The following is a 20,758-nucleotide window of genomic DNA, read 5'->3' as shown; positions in this document are numbered from 1 at the left end:
CAGGGACCAGCGACACGGGGCCCAGTCCACGTGCCTCACAACCTACAGACGCCCGCGAACGATGGGAGCGCCCATGGCCACCGAGCCGACCACCCCTAAAGGCCAACGGACGCGGCAGACGATCCTCGACGCCGCGTCGAAGGTCTTCACCAAGGACGGCTACGTCGACGCCCGCATGAGCGATGTCGCAGTGCAGGCCGGACTCTCCCTCGGAGGCCTGTACAGGTATTTCGATAACAAGGAGGACCTGTTCCGGAGTGTCATCCGGGACCTCCACGAGGAACTCTTCCGGAGGAGCCGGTCGTCGACACCCATCGCCGAGGACCCGGAGGCCGCCCTGTTCGAAGCCAACCTCGGATACCTCCAGCACTACCGTGACAACAGCGGTGTGCTGCGGGCCTTCATCGAGGCGACAACGGTAGAGGAGCGATTCACCACCATCTGGTGGACCATGCGCGAACGCCACGTCGCGCGGTTCGTCCATGCGGTGGAGAACGACGACCGCGTCCGGCTCGACGGACTCGATCCGTCCACGGTGGCCCGGGCCATGGCCTCCCTGGTCGAGCAGACCGCCTACACGACATTCGCCCACGCCGCCCTCAACACGGCGCCCGTGGACGTGGAGACGGTAGCCCGCGTCGTGACCAGAGCCTGGTACCGCAGCTTCTACGGGAGTCACCCCGCAGACTGACAACAGCCGGCCCGGCGCGCGGTCGGGGATGAGCCCTGCCGGCTCGGTGCCCGACAGACGCCTCATATCTCCGAGCCCAGATAAGCGGCAGCCAGCCTCTCGTCGGATAGGAGGGCCCGGTTCGAGGCCTCCAGGACCACCTCCCCGGACTCGAGCACGCAGGCCCGATCACAAATCTCGAGCGCCTCATGGGCGCGTTGCTCCACGACGATCGTTGCGGTCGTCTCGCTCTCAAGCAGCCGCGCGATGCCCTCGAAAACGCTGTCCGCGGCGCGGGGAGCCAGCCCCATCGAGGGTTCGTCGAGCATGAGCAGCCGCGGGCAGGCCATCACGCCGCGAGCAACCGCCAGCATCTGCTGCTGGCCTCCCGACAACGCGCCTCCGTCCCGGTTGAGCATGCCGGCCAGCGCAGGGAAGATCTCGAGCACCAGATCGAGGCGTTCGTCGTGCCGGTGCTGGGCGCCACTCCGGTGGCTGCCGAGGCGGAGATTGTCGGCCACCGTCATCGATGCGAAGATCATCCGCCCCTGGGGCACGTGGACGATTCCGGCCTCGACGCGCTTGTGCGGCGGCTGTGAGTGAAGATCCTGGCCTTCGAAGCGGATCGCACCCGCGTCTACCTCCACGGTGCCGCTGATCGTCTTCAGCAGGGTGGTCTTGCCCGCACCGTTGGGTCCCAGGATGGCCACACGCTCCCGCGCTCCGACCTGGAAGTCGACAGAGCGTAAGGCCGGGACTCCGTCGTAGCTGGCACAGAGGTCACTGATCTCTAGCATGTTCCATCCATCTCGATCCGAGGTAGGCCTTGATCACGCGCGGGTCCGACACGACATCCGCCGGTGGGCCTTGGACGATGACGCGGCCCTCATCGAGCGCGACCACCGACTCGACGTACTGAATCAGTGACCGGACGGAGTGCTCGATCACCACGATCGCCGTCTGCGGGGCGACCAGTTCGTCGACAGTCGTGAAGAAGCGGGCTCGTTCGGCCTCGTTCAAGCCGGCGAGCGGCTCGTCGAGCAGCAGCAACTCCGGCTCGCTCACCATGGCCCGCGCCAGCTCGAGGCTCTTGATCTCGGCCGTGGTGAGGGCGCTCAACTCGCCGAGCGCGCTCTCGGCGAGGCCGACCCGCTCGAGCATTGCCATCGACGCCGCTACCGGATGCGGTATCGAGGCGCCGATCGCAGCCACCACGACATTGTCGAGCGGAGACATGAGATGGAAGCCCTGGGGAACCTGGAATGTTCGTGACATGCCGAGTTCGTAGCGCCGCGGCGCGCGCATCCGATCCACCTTCATCCCCTTGAACAGGATCCGTCCGGCATCGGCTCGCAGGTGGGCGGTGATGATGTTGAACAGCGTCGTCTTGCCCGCACCATTGGGGCCGATGATGCCGACACGCCGGCCCGCATCGATCCTGAAGGCCACGTCGGACAGCACGCGATTGGCGCCGAAGCTCTTGGCTATGCCTTCCACCTCGAGCACGGGCGCGTCGCTCGGGCGCGGCGGCCTCGGCCGGAGGGGTCGTCGCGGCATGCTCAAGAACGGCGACGGCCGCTGCGGAGGCGCAGCGAGACGCCCGAGAAGGCGCCGGCCCCCCGGCTCACGTGATCGACCGGGCCGGGTCGCTACGCGGCGGAAGCCGCTCTCGATCGCGGGAAGGATTCCGCGCGGTATCAGCAGGGCGACGAGTACGAGCGCGGCCGCGTAGACGAGTTCCTGCGCGCCGGGCACGGACTCGCCTATCGAATCGTCCAGGAACATCGCCAGCGGGATGAGGAAGGCCGCGCCGACGACCGGCCCCCAGGTCTGTCCCACCCCGCCCACGAACGCCACCGACAGCATGACGATCACCACGGTAATGCCGAAGACCTCCTCGGCGACGGTCACCCGCAGGACGGCCTTCACCCAGAGCACGGCCATGGCCGCCGACAGCGCCGCCGAGATCATGAACGCCGCCGACTTCCATGCGACGGTGCGGATGCCCACCGCCCGGGCCAGGACCTCGTTGTCGCGCACGGCACGCAGGGCGTATCCGAACGAAGTCACGTCGATCAGCTCGCTGATCATCAACGCAATGACCAGCATCCCCAGGCCGACCCACACGTAGACATGGGGATCGGAGAATTCCATGAACCTCCACTCGCTCTCGGGGTGGAACGGAACCGTGAGCTCGGGATCCCCGTAATGGGACACCAGCAGTTCCATGATGAGCGGGAAGGAGATGGTGGCAAGCGTGAAGTAGAACCCCCGGAGCCGGAAGGTGGGCAGGCCGATGGCAAGCGCCACCACCGCGGCGACGCCCATGCCGATGACCATGCCGATCCACGGCGAGGTGCCGTCCCCCCGCAGCAGGATCGTGAAGCCGTACGCGCCGATGCCGACGAACGCGCTGTGGCCGAGCGATATCTGCCCGGCCTTGGCCATCAGGTTCCAGGCCACGCCGGCGAGCGCCCAGACGACCGACAAGGTGAGCACCCTCACGTAGAACCGCTGCTCGAGCCAGCCGTTGAGGGCAGCGACGACGACTACCAGCACGATGAACGGAACCAGGCGCCGCATCAGATGGCGCGCTGCGCCTTACCGAACAGGCCGTTGGGCCGCACATAGAGGATGAGCAGGAACAGAGCGAACACCCAGACGTTCTTCACCGCAGCCGAAGTCCAGACCTGCGACACCGACTGGATGATCCCGATGAGCACGCCCCCCACGAAGGCACCGCTGACACTGCCTAGACCGCCGAGCACCACCGCGGCGAACATCACGACCACGAACCGGAGCCCCACGAACGGCGTGATGCTCTGGAAAGTGACGAGGGCCGAACCTCCCACCGCGGTGAGCGCCACGCCAACTCCGAAAGCGATGCGGTTCGTGCGATCGATGTCGACGCCCATGTACGTCGCTGCCTCCCAATTCTCCGACGCGGCCCGAATGGCCCGCCCGGTGGCGGACCGGTTGAGGAACAGGAAGACGAGCGCCGCGACCAGGACCGAGAGGAGGAAGGCGTAAAGGCGCACCCGGCTGACGAATATGTCGGCGATGAAGTCGCCCGTATTGGCATAGGACGGCGCGACCACCCGCGGCTCCGACGAGTACCTGATGAGGATGAGATTCTGGAAGATCAGGCCCAGTCCGATGGTAAGAATCACTTGAGCATCGTGGTTCTCGCGCCGGCCGATCACGAAGCGGATGAAGAGCCAGTGGACCGCCATCCCCAGGAGCAGGAACACGAAGAAGACGGCGGGCACTGCCAGGAACGGGTCCCAGCCGACACCGCCCGCGAACAGCGCCCATGAGAGGTACATGGCGAGCATCATGAAGTCGGCCTGGGCGAAGTTCACCACCCGCATCACGCCGAAGATCAGCCCGAGGCCTGACGCCAGCAGGGCGTAGACGCCGCCGATCAGGATCCCGGGAACAAGGAACTGCAGGAACTCGATCATCGCCTCAGCAGGCGCCCGGCGCGGGTCGCGCTCGGCGGCGGCGCCTCACGTCCTCACCGGGCGCGCACGGTCTGCGGTCGCTGACTGCTGGGCCTTCTTCAGGCCGGCAGATGCCGCGTCCGGTCCCGATGAGGACCACGTCGGGGCGCGGGCACGGAGGGAGCGCGCCACCGAGCCGACGAGGACAGGGCCCTCCGCTACCTCCAAACCGGTTGGCAAACCGCGAACTCGACCGGATAGACGGTGCACGGGATCATCCTCCCGTCAACCTCCTGCCACTGTGCCAGCACGCCGAAGTGCTGGTCGATGCGACCGGTTTCGCTGAAGCTGATCTCCGACGTCGGCATGAGGTCGACAGCGACGCCCTCGGTCAGCCTGATGGAGTTGAACCCCTCGGTAACCGCGGCCGGGGATGGATCGCCGGCCTGCTCGAGTACAGCCGCTATGAGATGAATCACGAAGTAGCCGCCGATGTGGTCCTGGCGGGCGTAGGGCTGGTCGATGGCGGCTGCCAGCTCGGGGAACGCGTCATTACCGGCCAGGGGATTGGCATAAACGAACGTCGACAGCCCGGCCACCTCCGGACCGAGGTCCGCCCATGCGGGCAGTAGTCCCTGTCCGCCGTTCTGGACGACCGGTGCGGTGACCCCTCGGGCGATCAACTCGTTCTGGAGTCCGCTCACGTCGCTGAATGCGAATGCGATGTTGAAAATGACGTCGACATCGGCGTTGGCGATCTTGGTCGCCACGCCCGAGGGGTCGTCGAGCCCACCCGGCGCCCAGGTGTCGGTGACCGCGACCTCGATCCCTCGCTCGCTGAACTCGGCCAGCAGGGCTTCCTGCAGCGGCACGGCTGCGGCCGATGTGGAGCCCACCACCGCCACCTTCTCCATCGTGATCCCCGCCTGGTCCAAACCAGGCTGGATGGCCTCGAGTATGAGGCCCTTGATGGCCGACGCCGGAGGCGAGTAGCCGAACACATGGCTGAAGCCCTCGCGGTCGGTCACGGAATCAGCGAAGCTCTCGGTGACGAACGGGATCCTCGCTCGCTCGCTCACCTCGGTCGCGGCCAGGCTGAACGACGACAGCCAGGATCCGGCGATGGCCGACACGTCGGGCTCGTCGTCGAGGAGTCGTTCAACAGCGGTGGCCGCCTCCTCGGCGGAGCCGCCCGCGTCGTAGATCGCCAGCCGCAAGGAGGCCCCGCACAGCGACTCGATGCCGCCCGCCGCGTTGATGTCCGCCACCGCCTTGGTCGCCCCGGCGATCTCGGCGTCTCCGACAAAGCTGAACGTTCCTGACATGGGCCACACGGTGCCGATGACCACCTCATCGACGCAATTGCGATCGTCGACGGGAGCCTCTTCGACCTGCGCCACGGCCGCGGTCGTGGTCGCCGCCGTAGTCGCGGTGGTGGCCACCGTCGTCGCCGCCGTAGCCGCCGTCGTCGCCGCCGTCGCAGCGGTCGTGGCCGCGGTCTCCGGAGCAGAATCACCTGACGAGCCGTCGCCGCATGCGGCGGCGACGAGGCTCACTATCGCGACTAGCGCGGGCAACAAGCGCAATCGGCGAACCGTCGCTCCCTTATCGGGTCGGATCATGTACATGGTCACTCCTTGGACTGCCAAGACCCGGCGGAGACCTACGGCACCGACCGGAATCCGACGATAGGCAGGCTCACCCCACCTGTCAAGAGAGTGACATCGCTTTTTTGAATCTCAGTTGAGTTCGGCCACAGCACATGTCGCAACCTGGCGACGAAGCTCGGTGGGGGTTCGGGATCTGTCGGGTAGTCCGACGATCAGGCCGCAGCGAGCGCGGCGTCGATCCACGGATCGATCGTGTCGCGGTTGGCTGCGATCCAATCGGCGGCCGCGGCTGCGATCTCGGCGTCGGAGTTGGCGCCGGCATCGATGGCGACCGCTTGGACGGCCACTGCGAGCGGATCCAATTCGAAGTTCTCGAGCAATGATGCCGCGGCCGGGTTAGCGGCCAGGAAGTCTTTGTTGGCGGTCACCACGATGTCGGACGGCGTGAACATGGTCGTGCAGGGATCGTTCGTGCAGGCGTCCCCTACCGCAGAGACGCCGTCCTGGCCTTCGAGGGCCTGTTCGGGCTCGATGGCGAGCCACAGCACGTCCCTACCCGGTACGAGCTTGCCGACGAACGCGGTGGGCGTCCACACATACTGAAGAACGGGACCACCCGCCGCGAAGCTCGCCTGTGACTCCGCGAACAGAGCCGAGTGGGTAGCCGACACTTGCGCGGCCCGGTCGTCCCAGCCGTTCTTGGCGAGGGTGTCGTTTATGACCTTCTGGCAGCCCCAACCGTCGTCACAGCCGTTGATGTCAGCCTTGCCATCACCGTCGCTGTCGAAGTGGGCGACCGCCTCGGGGTTGTCGAGCAACTCTCCGAGCGTGGTGAAGCCGAACTGCTCGAAGCTGGGAATGTCCACGAGAAGGCCCTGAAGAGCTCCGGACGCCATCATCTTGCCGATGTAGCGGGCCTTGTCGCCGAAGGTGCCGCCATCCGGGCTCTCTCCATCGAGGAGCGGAGTGTGGTTGAGCGGCCACGACGACGCCCAAAGGTCATAGTCTCCCTGAGCCACGGCCGGGTAGAACGTCGCCGGCGCGATCTCCTCCGGGTCTGTGACCTCATAGCCGAGCTCTCGGAGCAGCTGCTGGACCACATAGTTCTGGAAGTTGGTCTCGATCCAGTTTCCGCGGGCCATGGTGACGGTGACACCATCTCCTGGCAGGGCCGTCTCGGGTTCGGCTTCAGCGGTCGCAGGCGCAGGATCGGTCGTCGAGGTGTCGCCACCGCATGCGACGGTCATCAGCACGAACGTGGTTAGCAGGGCGAGAAACGCTCGCCCTCGGCTGGTGGTCATGGGATCCCCCTCCCATTCTCCGGCTCCCGGAGCGTCCGAACAGCGGAGCCTTTTCGTGTCTTGCCTTGGGAACGATCTTACCAGGAACACAATAACGACATCTCTTCTTCTTAGACTTTTCCTTGCCCCGGTCGGGCCGGATTACCGGCCCGCCAGCCCCTGGCGGCAATGATCAAGCCGCCGACGACCACCAGGAAGGCGCTGGCACCGGGTGAGACAGCCGGGGTCGCCAACCGGACGAACGTCGCGATCCAGGCCGCTCCGATCGCGGCGATTGCACATCCCAGCCCGAACGTCACGAGGGCGAGGTATCGCTGGACGGCATGCCGGGGCACCAGTCGGCCGAATACAGCCGCCATGGATGCCAGCGTGAGAACGAGGATGATGTAACCGATCCCCGGTCCATCGGAATCCAGTCCTCGGACCGTGACGCGGCGGGTCTCGGCCAGTGCCTCGGCCAGCACCTCGGCGGCCAGTCCGCCCTGGTCGGCCCCCTCGGCGTCGGCTGCCAGTTCGGCGGCGATCTGGGCAGCGTCGCTGCGCTGGTCCAGGATCCAGGATCCTGACGCTCCGGCGAGTCCGAGGAACAGGGCGAGAACGACCATGCTCGCCAGTTCGCGTGTCCCCACGCGCGCCGGCTCATCGTCGTGGCCCCCTCGGAGCGCGGCCCAGCAGCCACCCGCGAGAACGATCAGCGAGCTGAGCAGCGCCAGCCACACACCGGTGCCGTGGCTGTAGTTGTCTCCCCGGGGTGAGACGGTCAGGTATGCGACGGCAAGCGAAGCCAAGACCACACCGGCCGCCAGGTAGGCGCCTCCGGCCGTGACGAACCTGTCCCTGCTGCGCGGACGCCAAAGCGTCGATGCACCGCCGAACGCGACCGTCAGGCCTACAAGGGCGAATACGATCCCGAACCACGATCCGCCGGTGGCGTCCACACCGCTGTGGGCGCCGGGGAGGTCGGTATCGGCGAATCGGGCGTAACCCGACAGCAGCCCGGCGTCGTTACCCCAGGTCAGCAAAGCCGAGAACGCGGCCAGAAGACCCCCGATGAGGGCGGCCACCGCCCGGATCCGGTGCGAGCCCGCCAACTCCGGCTCGGCCGGAGCCACAGCCACGACCGGGGTCTCCGGCTCGGCTTGCATTCCCGGTACGGCGGGCACCGCGGGGTCAGCCCGCGTGGACCAAGCGCCGAGCATCCGCGCAAAGAGGCTCCGCCTGTCATCGCTGTCCTCGGGCTGCGAGATCCGGTCGAGGAGTACCCCGACGAAGTAGAGGGCCGCTCCTGCCGACGCGCCCAGGGGAATGTCGGCGGTGTTGAGCGCTGTAAGGATCGGTTTCCCGAGACCTCCACCCGCGATGATGGCCACGATCCCCACCATTGACAGCGACAGCAGCAGGGTCTGGTTGAGGCCGGCCATGATCGCGGGCCGGGCCAGTGGCATCTGGACCTCGCGCAGGACCCGGGTCTCGGTCGCTCCGAACGCGCGGGCCGCCTCCACCACGTCGGCGGGAACCTGGCGGATCCCCAGGTTGGTGAGCCGAACGATCGGGGGAAGGGCAAAGACCAGTGTGGCCAGCACGCCAGGGGTTCGGCGGACGCCGAACAGAAAGATAATGGGCAGCAGGTAGACGAAGGGGTGGATTACCTGCATGCCGTCAAGTACGGGGCGCAGCCGGCTCCAGAAGGTGTCGATCCGAGCCGCCAGGATCCCCAGCGGGATGCCGATGACCGTGCAGATCATCACGGCCACGATGATCATCCCGATCGTCTCCATGGTGAGATCCCAGTACGCGTTGCCCAGCAGCCCGCATGCGAGCAGCCCGGCCGCGCTGCCCAGCCCCACCAGGAAGTTCCTGGTCAGTGCTCCCAGCAGGAAGAACAACAACAGCACGACCGGCCACGGGAGCCAGTCCTGCAGAAGGTTGTCGATAATGAGTTCCAGCAACTTGTCGACAGGCCACTTGACGGAGTCGAGGAACCCCCTCACATGGGTGGTCAACCAGAAGACGATCTCCTCGATCCACAGACCAAACGGGATCTCCCAGTCATCGAGGTTGCCGTTGTCCCAGAATCCGGAGGCGAGCGTTCTGGGATTCATTGTCTCGCGCCGGCCGGCTTCAATTGCTCGGCGACGCCCTCGACCCGCCCCAACTCGGCCAGGACAGTAAGGGGTCGGACCGATCCTACGAGCCTGCCGTCCCCATCGACCACGGCGACAGGCAGGCCCGATCCGAAGAGCTGGTACACCTTGGCCAGCACCGTGACTTCGGTGACGGTCGGCACCGTCTGGACCAGAGACCCCAACTGCTGGTCGCCGCGAGAACGCGCCATCTCGGCGGCTTCGCGGGTGACCACCCCGAGAGGTCGCCCGCCGGAATCGACAACGTGGGCGGCCTCCACCCCGAGGCTGTCGATGGCCCCCAACACGTCGGCGACGGTCGCTCTCGTCCCAACCGCGGCGGCGTCCTCGCGCACCGTCTCGACGGCCAGTACCCGGCCCTGATCGACGTCTTGGACGAACTCAGCCACGTACCGGGTCGCGGGGCGGAGGAGGATGTCCTGTGGTGTGCCGATCTGATGGATGGCTCCGTCCTTCATGATGCACACCCGGGTACCGACCCGGAGCGCCTCGTTGAGATCGTGTGTGATGAAAAGGATCGTCTTGTGGAGCTTGTCCTGGATCTCCATCAGCTCATCCTGCATCTGGCGGCGGATCAGCGGATCAAGGGCGCTGAAGGCTTCGTCCATGAGCAGGATGTCGGGATCGGTGGCGAGTGCCCGGGCAAGGCCCACCCTCTGCTGCATTCCTCCGCTGAGTTGCCGCGGGTAGCTGGTCTCGTAACCGCTGAGCCCGACGAGCGCGAGCGCCCTCTCCGCCGCCTCGTTGCGCGCCTCGTGATCGACACCCTTCACCCTGAGTCCGAAGGAGACGTTCGAACGCACATCCTGGTGGGGAAAGAGAGCGAAGTGCTGGAACACCATGCCGGTGCTCTCGCGGCGAAAGGCCTGAAGCTCCTTGGGACCGAGGGCTGTCACATCTGTCCCGTCGACGACGACCCTGCCCGCGGTCGGCTCGTAGAGCCGGTTCACACAACGTAGGAGGGTCGACTTACCCGAGCCGGACAGGCCCATCACCACGAAGATCTCCCCCTCCGCTACAGCGATGCTGGCGTTGTTGACACCCACAACATGGCCCGTGCGCTCCCTGATCGCCTGCTTCGAACAGCCGGCCCACAGCAACTCGAGCGCCTCTCCGTGGGGATCGTCGCCAAAGATCTTGGTGACATTGCCGAGTTCGACTTTGTTCAAAACCTCTTCCTGTTCGCAGGCCTGATCCGAAGCCCTCGCAGTGGTCGGCAGGCTCGACGGGACGTGTCTCGACAATCGTAAATCCTCGAAGCTGACATCGTCTTTTTTGTGCTCGGCGTATGACCGGATGTCAGGCGAAGACAGGTATCCCGGAGACTGACGGCTCTCCGGACGTTGTCCGAGACCCCGAAATGGCCCCCCTATGGAACACTGTGGGCCCGGCGGGAATCGAACCCGCGGCCTTCGGATTAAAAGACCGCGTAAAGCCCCAGTTAGATTATAGTTGCGGGTCGAGCAGTCCCACAAACCAACCCACAGTCCGCGAAGCCTAGCCGGAACCTAGTGCTCCCAGTGCTTCTATCAAGGCGAACGGGCAGTGCCGACCCACGACTCGTTTCATCGAGGAACGGACAGCGGACCCTCTCGGTACAAATCTGGGTCGGTTCGGTCGAGTTGCCGCCACCAATAGTCCGGGTAGCGCCGCATGGGGATATGACCACCGCAAGATGAGGGGCAGGTAGCACAGTTCCTTTTCCGGTCGGGAAGACCAGACGTGCCACCATCGCGCCCGGGACGCCGGCAGGCGGACGGGAATATGAGGGGCTGAGCCGGTCTGGCCCCTCTCTGAGCCGCCTAGCGAGTATGCCCTGGACCGCGAATGCCCAGGGCAGAGGGATACGCGACCGCGACCGGGCAGATACGCGACCGGGTAACCCTCTTGTACAGCCGACACCCCGTCTCAGCGGGCATCGGCCAAACGCGATTCGCCGATCTCCCAGAAACGCGCGGTTCGGGACGACACGGATCCAGGCATCTCAGGCCAGGGTGTGAGCCAGTCGGGCGTACAAGGTCAGCACCGAACACCCGAACTGCGACTAGCGCCACGTACACGGCGCAAACCGCCTTTCCGGGCGTTAGCGCAGTCAGGCCCAGACAGCAACCCCGTCACCAGTTCAAGCCGGTCAGCTACCGCGGCCTGTCTGAAGCGACCAGTGCCAGCGAGGAAGACATCCGCCGGACGATGGACACCGTACTGCGAGCGTCACCCGCACCCGGCCCGGACCCGTTCACTCGTACACGTGCCAGCGACAGGCAACCATGTAACCAACCACCCCTACCCCCACACGAGGGCCTACAAGACTGAGATCGACCGCGTCCACGCCACCGGAAAGGTAGAGGGATTCATCGAGTTCTTCCTAGCCGCGGCCCGCAGTGACGGAATACCCGAGACTCTGATAGAGGAAGTAACAGCCGACATAGCTCGCCCCCGCCGCTGACCGACACCGGATAAGATGACAAACCCGAACCAACCCGGAGGCGAACCCCGTTGGAATATGTCAACCTATCCCCGATCAGCATGAAGAACCACCCGGAGCTAAGCGAGGCCTGGCTTCAGGGAGTGATCGAAGCTGACCCGTCAGTGCTAGGCCTAGGCGAACTAGACCACTTAGACAGCCAGCGCCCACAGCCGCAGGGAGGTCGGCTAGACATGCTGCTAGCCGACCCCGACAGAACCACCCGCTACGAGGTCGAGCTACAGCTAGGCCCTACGGACCCGTCCCACATCATCCGCACCCTCGAATACTGGGAAACAGAACGCCGCCTATACCCCGCCTACAATCACGTAGCCGTCATAGTGGCAGAGGTCATCACGGACAGGTTCCACAACGTGATCGCCCTATTCAGCGGCCCAATTGCAGCGATCCAGGTAACCGCCCTAGAAACCGAGGACAACAAGTGCGCCCTCGTGTTTACCAAGGTACTGGACCATTCCGTACTAGGAGACGAGGAGGACCGGCCCGCACCCGCAAACCGAGCGCTCTGGGTACAGAAGTCAGTACCGAAGACGATGGCACTGGCCGACCGCATACTCGCCATGGTGCGAGAGCGATACCCGAAAGCGGAACACAACTACACCAAGCACTACATAGGCCTGCGGTTAGAAAACGGTACAGCCGCCCACATCATCCAGCGACCACAACAGAAGCAGGTGAACTTAGAGTTCAAGATCACGGAAGCGGACGACGTGACCGACCGAATAATCGAGGACGACCTCACGCCGTCATACGCCAAGGCGCACGGCTACTACAAACTCATTATCCACAAGGAGGAGTACCTAGACACCCACGCCGACCTAATCACCTTCCTGATCAACCGCGCCGCCACCGAGTACCAAGGAGGATGACGCCCACCCGATGACTACCCGCCGGCTAGACCTACCCGATCCGGAGCAGGACCGCGCGCGGCAGTGTCAGGTACGGCTTGAAGCCTCCCGCCGCCCGATCACCGAGTTAGAGACGGGCTGGCTTGTGACCAGACGAGCTAACGAACTGCTGAAGGCTTAGGTGGTGTCCGCAGGGGACGGTCCGAAGCGATCCGCACCATGATAAGCGAGGGGGTGCCCACTCAGGTCGAGTGTCGGGTGCTTGGGATGTCCGAGTTCGGGGTTCTACGCTTGGAAGACTCGTCTGCTGTCGGCTGGGCGATCCGCCATGTAGTGGAGTCCATTCTTTGTGGTGTACGGGGTACCAGTCCTTTGATTTGGGAATTGTGCATGAGTTGATGGAAGGTGGGTTGGAGCCAGGGCGGCAGAACCATTCAAGTGCTTGTGGTCGCACGCCGTGTAAAGCGGTCATATTGTTCACCTCCTCTCAGCAGTTGGGGATGAACCACGACAGGACCCGGTGCCAGCGGAGTCCTGTCGCGTACAGGCTACGATAGCAACCGAAGACTGTCGAATACCGACATGCATATAACTGGCTCTTCGCGAATGGGTGGGGAGTAGGGGATCTTCCAGGGGGGTCGGAATCCGCCAGAAGTGAGGAGGGGTCCTCCATAATCGGCTGTTGAGAAAACACATCCGAGGCAGGAGGACCCCTGTGGAAGCTGATCCTACGCGCATGTGCGAGCTGCTGGTCGGCCTTGGGGAGGTTGATCTGGTCGGGATCGGCGACGGAGGCGGGGACGAACCGTTGGAGGTAGTGATCCGCTCCCGGCGACCCCGCCCGACCTGTGATGACTGTGGCAGCCGGTTGTGGTCGAAGGGGTATCGGACGGTGGTGTTGGTGGACCTGCCGGCGTTCGGGCGGCCTGTTCGGTTGCGGTGGCGGAAACGGCGCTGGGCGTGCCCGAATCCTGGGTGCGCGGTTGGGTCGTTCGTGGAACAGGATCCGGGGATTGGTCCGGAGCGGGCATTGTTGACATCGAGGGCGGCTCGGTGGGTGACCGTCCAGGTCGGGAAGCTGGGTCGCCCGGTCGATGAGGTCGCTACAGAACTGGGTTGTGGATGGCATACGGTGAACAACGAGGTTGCCCGTTGGGGCGAAGCCCTGTTGGAGGCCGACACCTCTCGGGTCGGCCAAGTTGAGGCTGTGGGGGTGGACGAGACCCTGTTCTGGCGTCAGGGCCGCTGGCGGACCAAGGTGTGGTGCACCTCTGTGGTCGATGTCGGAGGCCGCCAGCTGATCGACATCGTGGCTGGTAGGACAGCTGAAAGCGCCGCCCGGTGGTTCCGGTCACAACCGGTGGAGTGGCGAGACGGGATCCGCTGGGCCGTGCTGGACATGTCCGGCCCGTATCGGACCGCGTATGACAGGGTGCTGCCCAACGCCGCGCAGGTCGCAGACCCGTTCCATGTGATACGGCTCGCTAACCAGCGACTCGACGAAGTACGCCGCCGAGTTCAGAACGAAACCCTCGGGCACCGAGGCCGAAAACACGACCCCCTGTATCGGATACGGCGGCTACTCACCTCCGCCTCGGAACGGATCAGCGACCGGGGCCGCATCCGGCTGCGGGGTCTCTTGGACGCCGGCGACCCCCACGGAGAAGTCGAGGCTGCGCGATTTCGTGGGTTTTGGGTGCTGTAGCCGGTGTGGGGGTCATCTTACGAGGATGCCGCGGGCTGCGTAGTTGTCGGGGTTCGTGAACCCGTGAGCGACGCGTCGTAGGACTTGTAGGAGGTTGTTGATCCCTTCGATGGGTCCGTTGGTGACCCGTCGGGCGCTGTGGTAGGCCAAGATTTCTTCTCCCCAGGAAATGATCGTGTCCACAACGTCGTGGTATTCGGGGATCTGGCCGCTGTCGTAGAGGTCAGCGAACCGGGCGAGCGCCTGGTTGGCTCCTTGGAGGTCGTCGGCTTCGTAGATGCTGTAGAGCTCTTGGAGAGCATCCCACGCCGTCTTGAGCCGAGGGTAAGCCTCGAACAGTGTCTCCAGATGCTTGCGGTGGGCGTCGGTGAGATGGTCTTCTCTCCGCAGCAGGGTGAAGCGCGCTCGGAACAGGTCCGGCTCGAATGCTGGGGGTGTCTGGTCGGGGTCGCGGCGTTGGAGTTCTCGTCTTACCAGAGTCAAGCCTTCGGTGAACCAGCGAACCACATGGAAGCGATCCAGGACGTGGCGGGCGTCGGGCAGGTATTGGCTAATCGCAGCTTGGTAAGACCGTGAACCGTCTGTGACGACGATCTCCACCCCCTGGCACCAGTCCGGCCCCTGTTCCCTAAAGAACCTGCTCAGAGACCCTTTCGTGCGTCCTGGGATCATCGCCAACACCTGTTTGGTGTCCCCACACGCAACCACGGTCACATACCGGTGACGACGCCGAATCGACGTCTCGTCCACCAACAACACCCGACACGGCCGGACCCGACGCCGCTTCGCGACCCGAGCCGAATGGGCTCTCACCAACGCCATGATTCGATGCCAACCCACCCCATGACGGCGAGCCACCGCCCTAATCGACATCGCCCGGGCGTCCTCCACCAGCCGGCGAGAAAGCCGCCGGGTGAGACTCCCCTGAAACTGGTCATGCTCCTCGAGGTGCCGCTCCCCACAGTTGCCGCACACGAACCGCCGACGCCGCCACACCAGCGTCGTCCGCCGGCCCGACACCCCAAGGTCGCGGACCCGCTTGACCCGCCGATCCCACACCCGACGGCAGCGGAACCCGCAATACGGGCACCGCGACCACTCCCGAGACGACTCCACCTCCACCTCCAGGCGGTCAACCGTATCGACCGCCACACCCAGCACCCGAACACCACCCAACCACAAGCGAACGGACATAACATCAGACATCGAGGCCTCCTGGCATCGGCGAACTGGTACTTCACCGATTTCAGCGAGGCCTCACCCCCAAACCAAGGATTTCAGGCCCCCGCACCCACGTATTCGCGCAGGGCCGAGAAGTCCGCACAGCCTGGCACGCCAAAGAGACCGTACGGGGCATCTACCAAATCGACAGCATCCCAACCGCCCTCCGATACACCCTCCAACTCGCCGACGACCTCCAACACGAATCCTGCCCACCCGAGATCAACAAACTGGGCCGAACCATCGCCCGCTGGACCCCCCAGATCGCCAACTGGCACATATCCAAAGTGACCAACGGACCCACCGAAGCCCTCAACAACCTCATCAAACGCATCAAGCGAACAGCCTTCGGGTTCCGCAACTTCGCGAACTACCGAATCAGAGCACTCCTCTACGCCGGGAAACCCAACTGGAACCTACTCACCACCATCACTCCCCACTGAAACGCGATGAGCCATATAACTTCGTTATCGTTGCGGTTAGGGAAGGAGCCGCTCTATGTGGGACACTGTGATGACAGTTTGCTTGATGCTGTCGCTGGCAATCCTAGCGGCCATGTTAAAGGGCGATCAAAGACAGCGCTACCAGAGACAAGAAGAGACCTCCGATCCGTTGCGGAGGAGGCTTCTCCTTATAGACCAGAAATGCCATGACTGCCACCACCGCCGGGTATAGCGACGACGCGACCGCCACGAGTCCCAGCGGTCCGAAACGCACCGCGAGCAGGTAGGTGAGGTTTGCCAACACTGAACCCCCGGCGGCGAAGGCAAGAAAGAGACTCTTTCTCGGCAAACCAAGTGGAATTTGCCGTACCCTGACCAGAACCCCTGCAGAGGCGACACTAGCGCACTTAAAAGGAACCAACGTCCACATTCCGGCCTCGCCCGAGACCTGCGCGAGGCCGATGAACATCAGAGAAAAACCCAGACCAGCGCCGAGACCGTAAACCGCTTTCCCCGGACGGTCTTGGCGGGTAGCGGTCGCGACGGTAAGCCAGAGGGCGGGGGCGGCAACCACAACCCCAATCCATGGCAACAAGGCGTAGCGTTCTCCGGTCAGGTACCCGAACAAGAAGGGAACCAACGCCAGGGTTATGGCGGACACCGGAGCAACCACAGCCATCTGGCCCTTCGCAAGGCCCTCGTAGTAGAAGACCACCCCGGCCACCGCGGCCACGCCGCTCAACGCTCCCCATGCCAGGTCGGACACGGTAACGGTCGCCCCGAACATCAGGTGGTATATAGAAGCTATGAGCACCGAGAGCAGAAGGCCCATGACGTTGGACCAGAAGGCAACAGCGAAGACATGAGCACGGCGAGTGGCCATACCACCGGCGAAGTCGAACACCCCGTAGAAGACCGACGTCAGCGCGGCCAAGAGAACGGCCATGAGGCTCCTAGTAAGGGCGTGAGCATGCGATGGTACGGACACTGTAGCAGTACCATCGTATGGACGTATGGCGTAGTGGAGTTGATAGCGACCGATATTCGATGAGGGCGGACATGGATGAAGCAAGGCGGCTAGCAGTCGGTAGGGAAGCTACACGAAGCTAAAGAAAGAATTGATGATCGTCAACAGATTCTCTCGTACTGGATCGGGGTTGACACTCCTAGGGAGGTGTGCGTCGTTGCCGGTTGTGGAAGACCTCGAGGGTATTCGAAGATGGTGTTAGCCATCTCGATTCGGGTCCTCCATCGCCGGCGGTCCAGCAGCTCGACCTGCATGCGAGCCCAGAACGACTCCATCACGGTCCACAGAGGCGGCCTTGGAGGACCTGGTCAGTCCTGGGTTACAAGCTCCGATTCCAGTCTCGCAACTACGAACGCCGGGATTGGCGGCTGGACTACGAATGGTCTTGCTGGTCTGGCCCCACGGGTTGTCGGAGTAGAGCTTCACCCCACCTTGTACCTGGGTTCGCCACCGTTGAGGCTCATCTGAGTTGCTCGAATGAAACAGTCTGAGCCGAATCGTGCGGAATCTTGTCCATCCCCACTCGTCCTCATCCCGGGTAGTCCACTCAAGACCGATACCTGCCTCCTTGAGCGCGCCCGGGCGGAGGAAGAAGGCCCCGTGACGACGCGGCTGCGGACTATCGCTGGGGTGACGGCCGCCGCCCGCGAGCTTGTCATCCGCCGCCAGACCCTCGCCGACTGGAAAGACGGGCGATAACACCCAGCTGAGGCTGAGATGGGAAGGGACGCCGGTGGGGCTATAGCGGCCGCGGCGGGCCGACGTAGCCGAGATAACAAGGCAACCGACGAGGACCCGGGAAAGCGGTGCGGTGCTGCGCCTGCCCGAAGAGTAGCGGGCGGAGCGGTCCTCTGGGGACCGATTTTGGGCGACGTGACAGGGCGGCGACACCGACAGGTCGGTGAATAGGGCGAACGTCACGCTGCCGCCCTCGGTCATCTTGACTGCCCTCGGCGATGGCGATCTCCGGTGTGGGCGGTGGCGGGTCGTCGTTGTCAGTGATGGATACGGTGGCAGTGGTATCGGTCGGGTCTACGGTTTACCGGGCGCCGTCCCGCACTTCGACGGACAAACTCCCCGTGCCCCGGTCTACCTACCCCGGGAGACAGCACGCTCCTGGAGCGGCTCGCCTGGCCGGTTACCGGCTGGCGTGGAGTGTGGTCCAGACGATGGGCCGCTGTTTCCGCGGGATTGGCCACCTCCCGAGCCGGGAACTTGTAATCTAAGGGAATTATATACCTGAGTGCCCACGCTTGGTCTGGTAGCGCCATTCGCCGACCCGCTTCGGTGGCGTAGATAACACCGCTCGGGCTACGTTCTCCGGCGTGTCAGGGATAGGCTTCGGCATGGGTTTGGTGACCGGACGGCCTCGCTTCCTCTTACGCTTGTTGCTCACGTTGACCTCCCTAGTAGCATCTATTTTCCCTTAAGGGGCAACCCCAACCATGACCAGAGGGACAGCAGGGACACCACGTCCTTGACGGATCACGTTCAACAAATCCCGCTCGTAATATGGGACTCCTGACGACATTTCTTCCTCCAACACCTTCATTGGAAGTATCTCGATCCCCAGATCGATTATGTCAGCCACGTAAAAACTGAGATGTTTAACAAACAAATCGTGAGCGACGAAGGCATATTTACCAAACTGGACCTCTACAGCTACCCGGTTCTTTACAAAATCGGTCTGGTTGTACGACTGGATCGGTCTATATCCAGCTTCCTGGATCCGACTACGTTGCTCAGACTCGCTCAGCCCATAGATGCCCCTGAGGAGGTCAGCGTCTTCAGTGACCCAAAATCTGTTGCGCCTTTGCTTCCACCCAAGCTCCTCAAATCCATTCTTGAACGCCTTGTTCATCTCTACCGGGGAATACAACAATCGTCCCCTACTACGTCTTTCTTTCGACACCTTGGTTCGACAAGCCTCAGCATCGACACCGGCGATCACCCGCAGTACCTCGTCCCACAAACCGGGGTAATGGTAGGCCAAGAATTCAACACCGTTCAAATGCGAGTAGTACTCCACCACCTCCATTCAATGCCCGCCCTTGGGCAATGCCGGATCGTATACCGGCTTACCCATTGGACGGGTACGGAGCACACCCTGTCTCAACTGACGCAGCCTATCCTTCGCGATGTCAACATAAGTGGGGTTGATGTCGCACCCGATACCTACTCTTCCATGCATTTCGGCGGCTATCACCGCCGACCCGACACCCATATAGGGGTCCAACACACGGTCACCGGGATCGGTGAGAGACAGGACTAAACGCTCAATTAACTCCACCGGAAACTGGCATGGGTGAATCGTTTTCTCTACGTGGTTGTTCTTGACGTTCGGGACGTTCCAAACGTCGCTCGGATTCTTACCAAGTGGATTACCTGACAACTGACCAGCCTTCGGTCCTTTGTAGTAACGCTTCTGAGGGTACTTGGACGGAACACGAATCGGATCAAGATGCCACGTGTAATCATCACCCTTAGTCCACCAATTGATCGTCTCGTACCGACCGGACAAACGCCGGGTGCAATGTAGTCCGTGCCCAAAATGCCAAATTATCCTATTCCTCATCCGTAAGTTGTTCTTCGCGAACAAATCATACAGTAGAATATCAAGCGGGACTATAGCCCCGTTTTCAACATAATTACCCACTTGCCAACAAATGGACCCTCTTGGATGAAGCACCCTAACTGATTCGTTTATGACCGCTCTCTGAAAGTCGAGGTAACTATCCAATGTTTTATCTGTCTCGTAGCTCTTCCCCAAGTTATAGGGCGGTGAGGTCACCACCAACTTCACCGATTCAGATGGAATCTCAGCCATAAAATCTAAATTGTCTGAGCATGATATAGCCGTCACGTTGCCACTCCGCGGGTACCGGATATCAAGTCTGCGTAGCGTAGGCGTTTCCCAACCAGGCCGACCACGATGGCGACCATCTGATCCAACGTGTCCAGGTCTCGGACATTGTGACGACCGGCGAACTCGTTCACATACCGCTGCAAATGCTTCACCGACATCAAACGATACGTACCGTGATAGCCACGCTTCAGCATAGACCAGAACGACTCCATCCCGTTGGTATGAACCTGGCCCCGCACATACTCCCCGACCGAATGGTGAACCGCTTCACGCCCCGCCAGCCCGTCATAGGCGGTCGCCCCATCGGTGTAGACGGGAGCGTTCGGTACCCGCTTACCCTCGACAAAGCCTTGGAGGGTCCCGGCCTGAGTGTTCGGCACGACCTTCGCTGCCACCTGCCCGGTCGCCCGATTCCTAGCACCGACTACCGCGGCCTTCCCGACCGGGCCACGTCCAGCATGCAGCTTCTTGTGAGCGTGCTTGTTGCGCTCCTTACCGCCGATGTAGGTATCATCGACTTCGACCGGACCAACCATGCTCTCGGTGACAATATCCCAAGCCTCACGGATGCGGTGGGCGAGATGCCACGCCGACTTCTGAGTGATCCCGAGGTCGCGGTGGAGCTTCATCGACGAACGGTTGAGTTCGGTGGTCATCAAGCAGATCGCCAGCGCCCAAGCCTGGTAGCCCAGCTTGGAGTCCTGGAGGACGGTACCGATCCGCACGGAAAACCGCTTCCGGCAGTCCTTGGCCCTGCAACGGTAGAGCATCGTCTTGTGAGCAGCACCAGCCAACACGTTATAGGAATCGCAGTAAGGGCAGCGCGGCCCGTCAGGCCAGCGGATCGAGGCCAACCACGCTTCGGCGGCGTCATCGTCGGGGAACATCTGCATGACCTCAACCAGTGAGAGACCCTCCCGGTCGTGCCTTCCCGGTGCGTTATATGCCACTTCTACCCCTTCCCGCCAATAAGGGAAGTATAGTGCCGCGTACCT

General features: G+C 63.2%; 16 protein-coding genes and 1 pseudogene. 4 read left to right on the top strand and 13 right to left on the bottom strand.

Features of this window, described 5'->3' with window-relative positions; genetic code table 11:
* The first annotated feature begins 73 nt into the window (after positions 1 to 73).
* Positions 74 to 691 (top strand): TetR/AcrR family transcriptional regulator, encoded by a 618-nt coding sequence (locus tag ACOQPD_RS07805; protein WP_420614317.1) that lies wholly within the window; start codon positions 74 to 76, stop codon positions 689 to 691.
* Positions 692 to 753: 62 nt separating this feature from the next.
* Here the strand turns inward: ACOQPD_RS07805 and ACOQPD_RS07800 are convergent, their stop codons facing one another.
* From ACOQPD_RS07800 to ACOQPD_RS07770, 7 genes are all read right to left on the bottom strand, one after another.
* A complete protein-coding gene (locus tag ACOQPD_RS07800; RefSeq protein WP_420614316.1) occupies positions 754 to 1,467 on the bottom strand; it encodes an ABC transporter ATP-binding protein in 714 nt (237 codons plus the stop codon).
* Entirely contained in the window at positions 1,451 to 3,253 is a 1,803-nt protein-coding gene (locus ACOQPD_RS07795; protein WP_420614315.1) for a branched-chain amino acid ABC transporter ATP-binding protein/permease, read from the bottom strand. The genes ACOQPD_RS07800 and ACOQPD_RS07795 overlap by 17 nt, the downstream gene beginning before the upstream one ends.
* Entirely contained in the window at positions 3,253 to 4,134 is an 882-nt protein-coding gene (locus ACOQPD_RS07790; RefSeq protein ID WP_420614314.1) for a branched-chain amino acid ABC transporter permease, read from the bottom strand. Before ACOQPD_RS07790 ends, ACOQPD_RS07795 begins: the two co-directional genes overlap by 1 nt.
* Before the next feature lie 197 nt (positions 4,135 to 4,331).
* A complete protein-coding gene (locus ACOQPD_RS07785) occupies positions 4,332 to 5,735 on the bottom strand; it encodes an ABC transporter substrate-binding protein (protein WP_420614313.1) in 1,404 nt (467 codons plus the stop codon).
* Between the two features lie 200 nt (positions 5,736 to 5,935).
* Positions 5,936 to 7,024, bottom strand: a complete 1,089-nt coding sequence (gene proX, locus ACOQPD_RS07780; protein WP_420614312.1) for a glycine betaine/L-proline ABC transporter substrate-binding protein ProX — start codon at positions 7,022 to 7,024, stop codon at positions 5,936 to 5,938.
* A gap of 110 nt (positions 7,025 to 7,134) precedes the next feature.
* Positions 7,135 to 9,126, bottom strand: a complete 1,992-nt coding sequence (locus ACOQPD_RS07775; RefSeq protein ID WP_420614311.1) for an ABC transporter permease subunit — start codon at positions 9,124 to 9,126, stop codon at positions 7,135 to 7,137.
* Entirely contained in the window at positions 9,123 to 10,337 is a 1,215-nt protein-coding gene (locus ACOQPD_RS07770; RefSeq protein ID WP_420614310.1) for a quaternary amine ABC transporter ATP-binding protein, read from the bottom strand. The genes ACOQPD_RS07775 and ACOQPD_RS07770 overlap by 4 nt, the downstream gene beginning before the upstream one ends.
* Positions 10,338 to 11,664: 1,327 nt before the next feature.
* Between ACOQPD_RS07770 and ACOQPD_RS07765 the strand changes: the two genes are divergently transcribed.
* Positions 11,665 to 12,522 carry a hypothetical protein gene (locus tag ACOQPD_RS07765; RefSeq protein WP_420614309.1) on the top strand — a complete coding sequence of 286 codons (858 nt, stop codon included), beginning with the start codon at positions 11,665 to 11,667 and terminating at the stop codon, positions 12,520 to 12,522.
* Between the two features lie 694 nt (positions 12,523 to 13,216).
* Positions 13,217 to 14,206, top strand: coding sequence for an ISL3 family transposase (locus tag ACOQPD_RS07760; RefSeq protein WP_420614308.1), 990 nt, complete (start codon positions 13,217 to 13,219; stop codon positions 14,204 to 14,206).
* A 12-nt stretch (positions 14,207 to 14,218) separates the two neighbouring features.
* Here ACOQPD_RS07760 and ACOQPD_RS07755 read toward each other — a convergent pair whose 3' ends face one another.
* Positions 14,219 to 15,412 carry an ISL3 family transposase gene (locus ACOQPD_RS07755; RefSeq protein ID WP_420611466.1) on the bottom strand — a complete coding sequence of 398 codons (1,194 nt, stop codon included), beginning with the start codon at positions 15,410 to 15,412 and terminating at the stop codon, positions 14,219 to 14,221.
* A 14-nt stretch (positions 15,413 to 15,426) separates the two neighbouring features.
* On the opposite strand from ACOQPD_RS07755, the gene ACOQPD_RS07750 reads away from it, so the two are divergent.
* A complete protein-coding gene (locus ACOQPD_RS07750) occupies positions 15,427 to 15,870 on the top strand; it encodes an ISL3 family transposase (protein ID WP_420614367.1) in 444 nt (147 codons plus the stop codon).
* Between the two features lie 115 nt (positions 15,871 to 15,985).
* On the opposite strand, the gene ACOQPD_RS07745 is transcribed toward ACOQPD_RS07750, so the two are convergent.
* The 5 genes and pseudogenes from ACOQPD_RS07745 to ACOQPD_RS07725 all read right to left on the bottom strand — a co-directional run bounded on the left by ACOQPD_RS07745 (position 15,986) and on the right by ACOQPD_RS07725 (position 20,656).
* Positions 15,986 to 16,816: an EamA family transporter gene (locus tag ACOQPD_RS07745; protein WP_420614307.1), complete on the bottom strand. Its 831-nt coding sequence runs from the start codon at positions 16,814 to 16,816 to the stop codon at positions 15,986 to 15,988.
* Between the two features lie 182 nt (positions 16,817 to 16,998).
* Positions 16,999 to 17,175: pseudogene (locus ACOQPD_RS07740) on the bottom strand (IS3 family transposase); the annotation flags it as partial.
* Positions 17,176 to 18,323: 1,148 nt separating this feature from the next.
* Entirely contained in the window at positions 18,324 to 18,935 is a 612-nt protein-coding gene (locus tag ACOQPD_RS07735; RefSeq protein WP_420614306.1) for a BglII/BstYI family type II restriction endonuclease, read from the bottom strand.
* The gene (locus tag ACOQPD_RS07730) at positions 18,936 to 19,724 is read right to left on the bottom strand and encodes a DNA-methyltransferase (RefSeq protein WP_420614305.1); all 789 of its coding nucleotides are present in this window, start codon (positions 19,722 to 19,724) and stop codon (positions 18,936 to 18,938) included.
* A 32-nt stretch (positions 19,725 to 19,756) separates the two neighbouring features.
* Positions 19,757 to 20,656: an IS1595 family transposase gene (locus ACOQPD_RS07725; RefSeq protein ID WP_420614304.1), complete on the bottom strand. Its 900-nt coding sequence runs from the start codon at positions 20,654 to 20,656 to the stop codon at positions 19,757 to 19,759.
* Positions 20,657 to 20,758 lie beyond the last annotated feature (102 nt).

Source organism: Candidatus Spongiisocius sp., from assembly GCF_965221825.1.
In the GTDB taxonomy this organism is placed as follows: domain Bacteria; phylum Actinomycetota; class Acidimicrobiia; order Spongiisociales; family Spongiisociaceae; genus Spongiisocius.
Note: the sequence above shows the minus strand (reverse complement) of the source record. Positions and strands in the feature narration are given on the sequence as shown.

What these genes read in the sequence shown, in the direction of transcription:
- ACOQPD_RS07805 (WP_420614317.1), top strand. Translation starts at nt 74, where the DNA reads ATGGCCACCGAGCCGACCACCCCTAAAGGCCAACGGACGCGGCAGACG.
- ACOQPD_RS07800 (WP_420614316.1), bottom strand. Translation starts at nt 1,467, where the DNA reads ATGCTAGAGATCAGTGACCTCTGTGCCAGCTACGACGGAGTCCCGGCC.
- ACOQPD_RS07795 (WP_420614315.1), bottom strand. Translation starts at nt 3,253, where the DNA reads ATGCGGCGCCTGGTTCCGTTCATCGTGCTGGTAGTCGTCGTCGCTGCC.
- ACOQPD_RS07790 (WP_420614314.1), bottom strand. Translation starts at nt 4,134, where the DNA reads ATGATCGAGTTCCTGCAGTTCCTTGTTCCCGGGATCCTGATCGGCGGC.
- ACOQPD_RS07785 (WP_420614313.1), bottom strand. Translation starts at nt 5,735, where the DNA reads ATGATCCGACCCGATAAGGGAGCGACGGTTCGCCGATTGCGCTTGTTG.
- proX (WP_420614312.1), bottom strand. Translation starts at nt 7,024, where the DNA reads ATGACCACCAGCCGAGGGCGAGCGTTTCTCGCCCTGCTAACCACGTTC.
- ACOQPD_RS07775 (WP_420614311.1), bottom strand. Translation starts at nt 9,126, where the DNA reads ATGAATCCCAGAACGCTCGCCTCCGGATTCTGGGACAACGGCAACCTC.
- ACOQPD_RS07755 (WP_420611466.1), bottom strand. Translation starts at nt 15,412, where the DNA reads ATGTCTGATGTTATGTCCGTTCGCTTGTGGTTGGGTGGTGTTCGGGTG.
- ACOQPD_RS07745 (WP_420614307.1), bottom strand. Translation starts at nt 16,816, where the DNA reads ATGGCCGTTCTCTTGGCCGCGCTGACGTCGGTCTTCTACGGGGTGTTC.
- ACOQPD_RS07735 (WP_420614306.1), bottom strand. Translation starts at nt 18,935, where the DNA reads ATGGAGGTGGTGGAGTACTACTCGCATTTGAACGGTGTTGAATTCTTG.
- ACOQPD_RS07730 (WP_420614305.1), bottom strand. Translation starts at nt 19,724, where the DNA reads ATGGCTGAGATTCCATCTGAATCGGTGAAGTTGGTGGTGACCTCACCG.
- ACOQPD_RS07725 (WP_420614304.1), bottom strand. Translation starts at nt 20,656, where the DNA reads ATGCAGATGTTCCCCGACGATGACGCCGCCGAAGCGTGGTTGGCCTCG.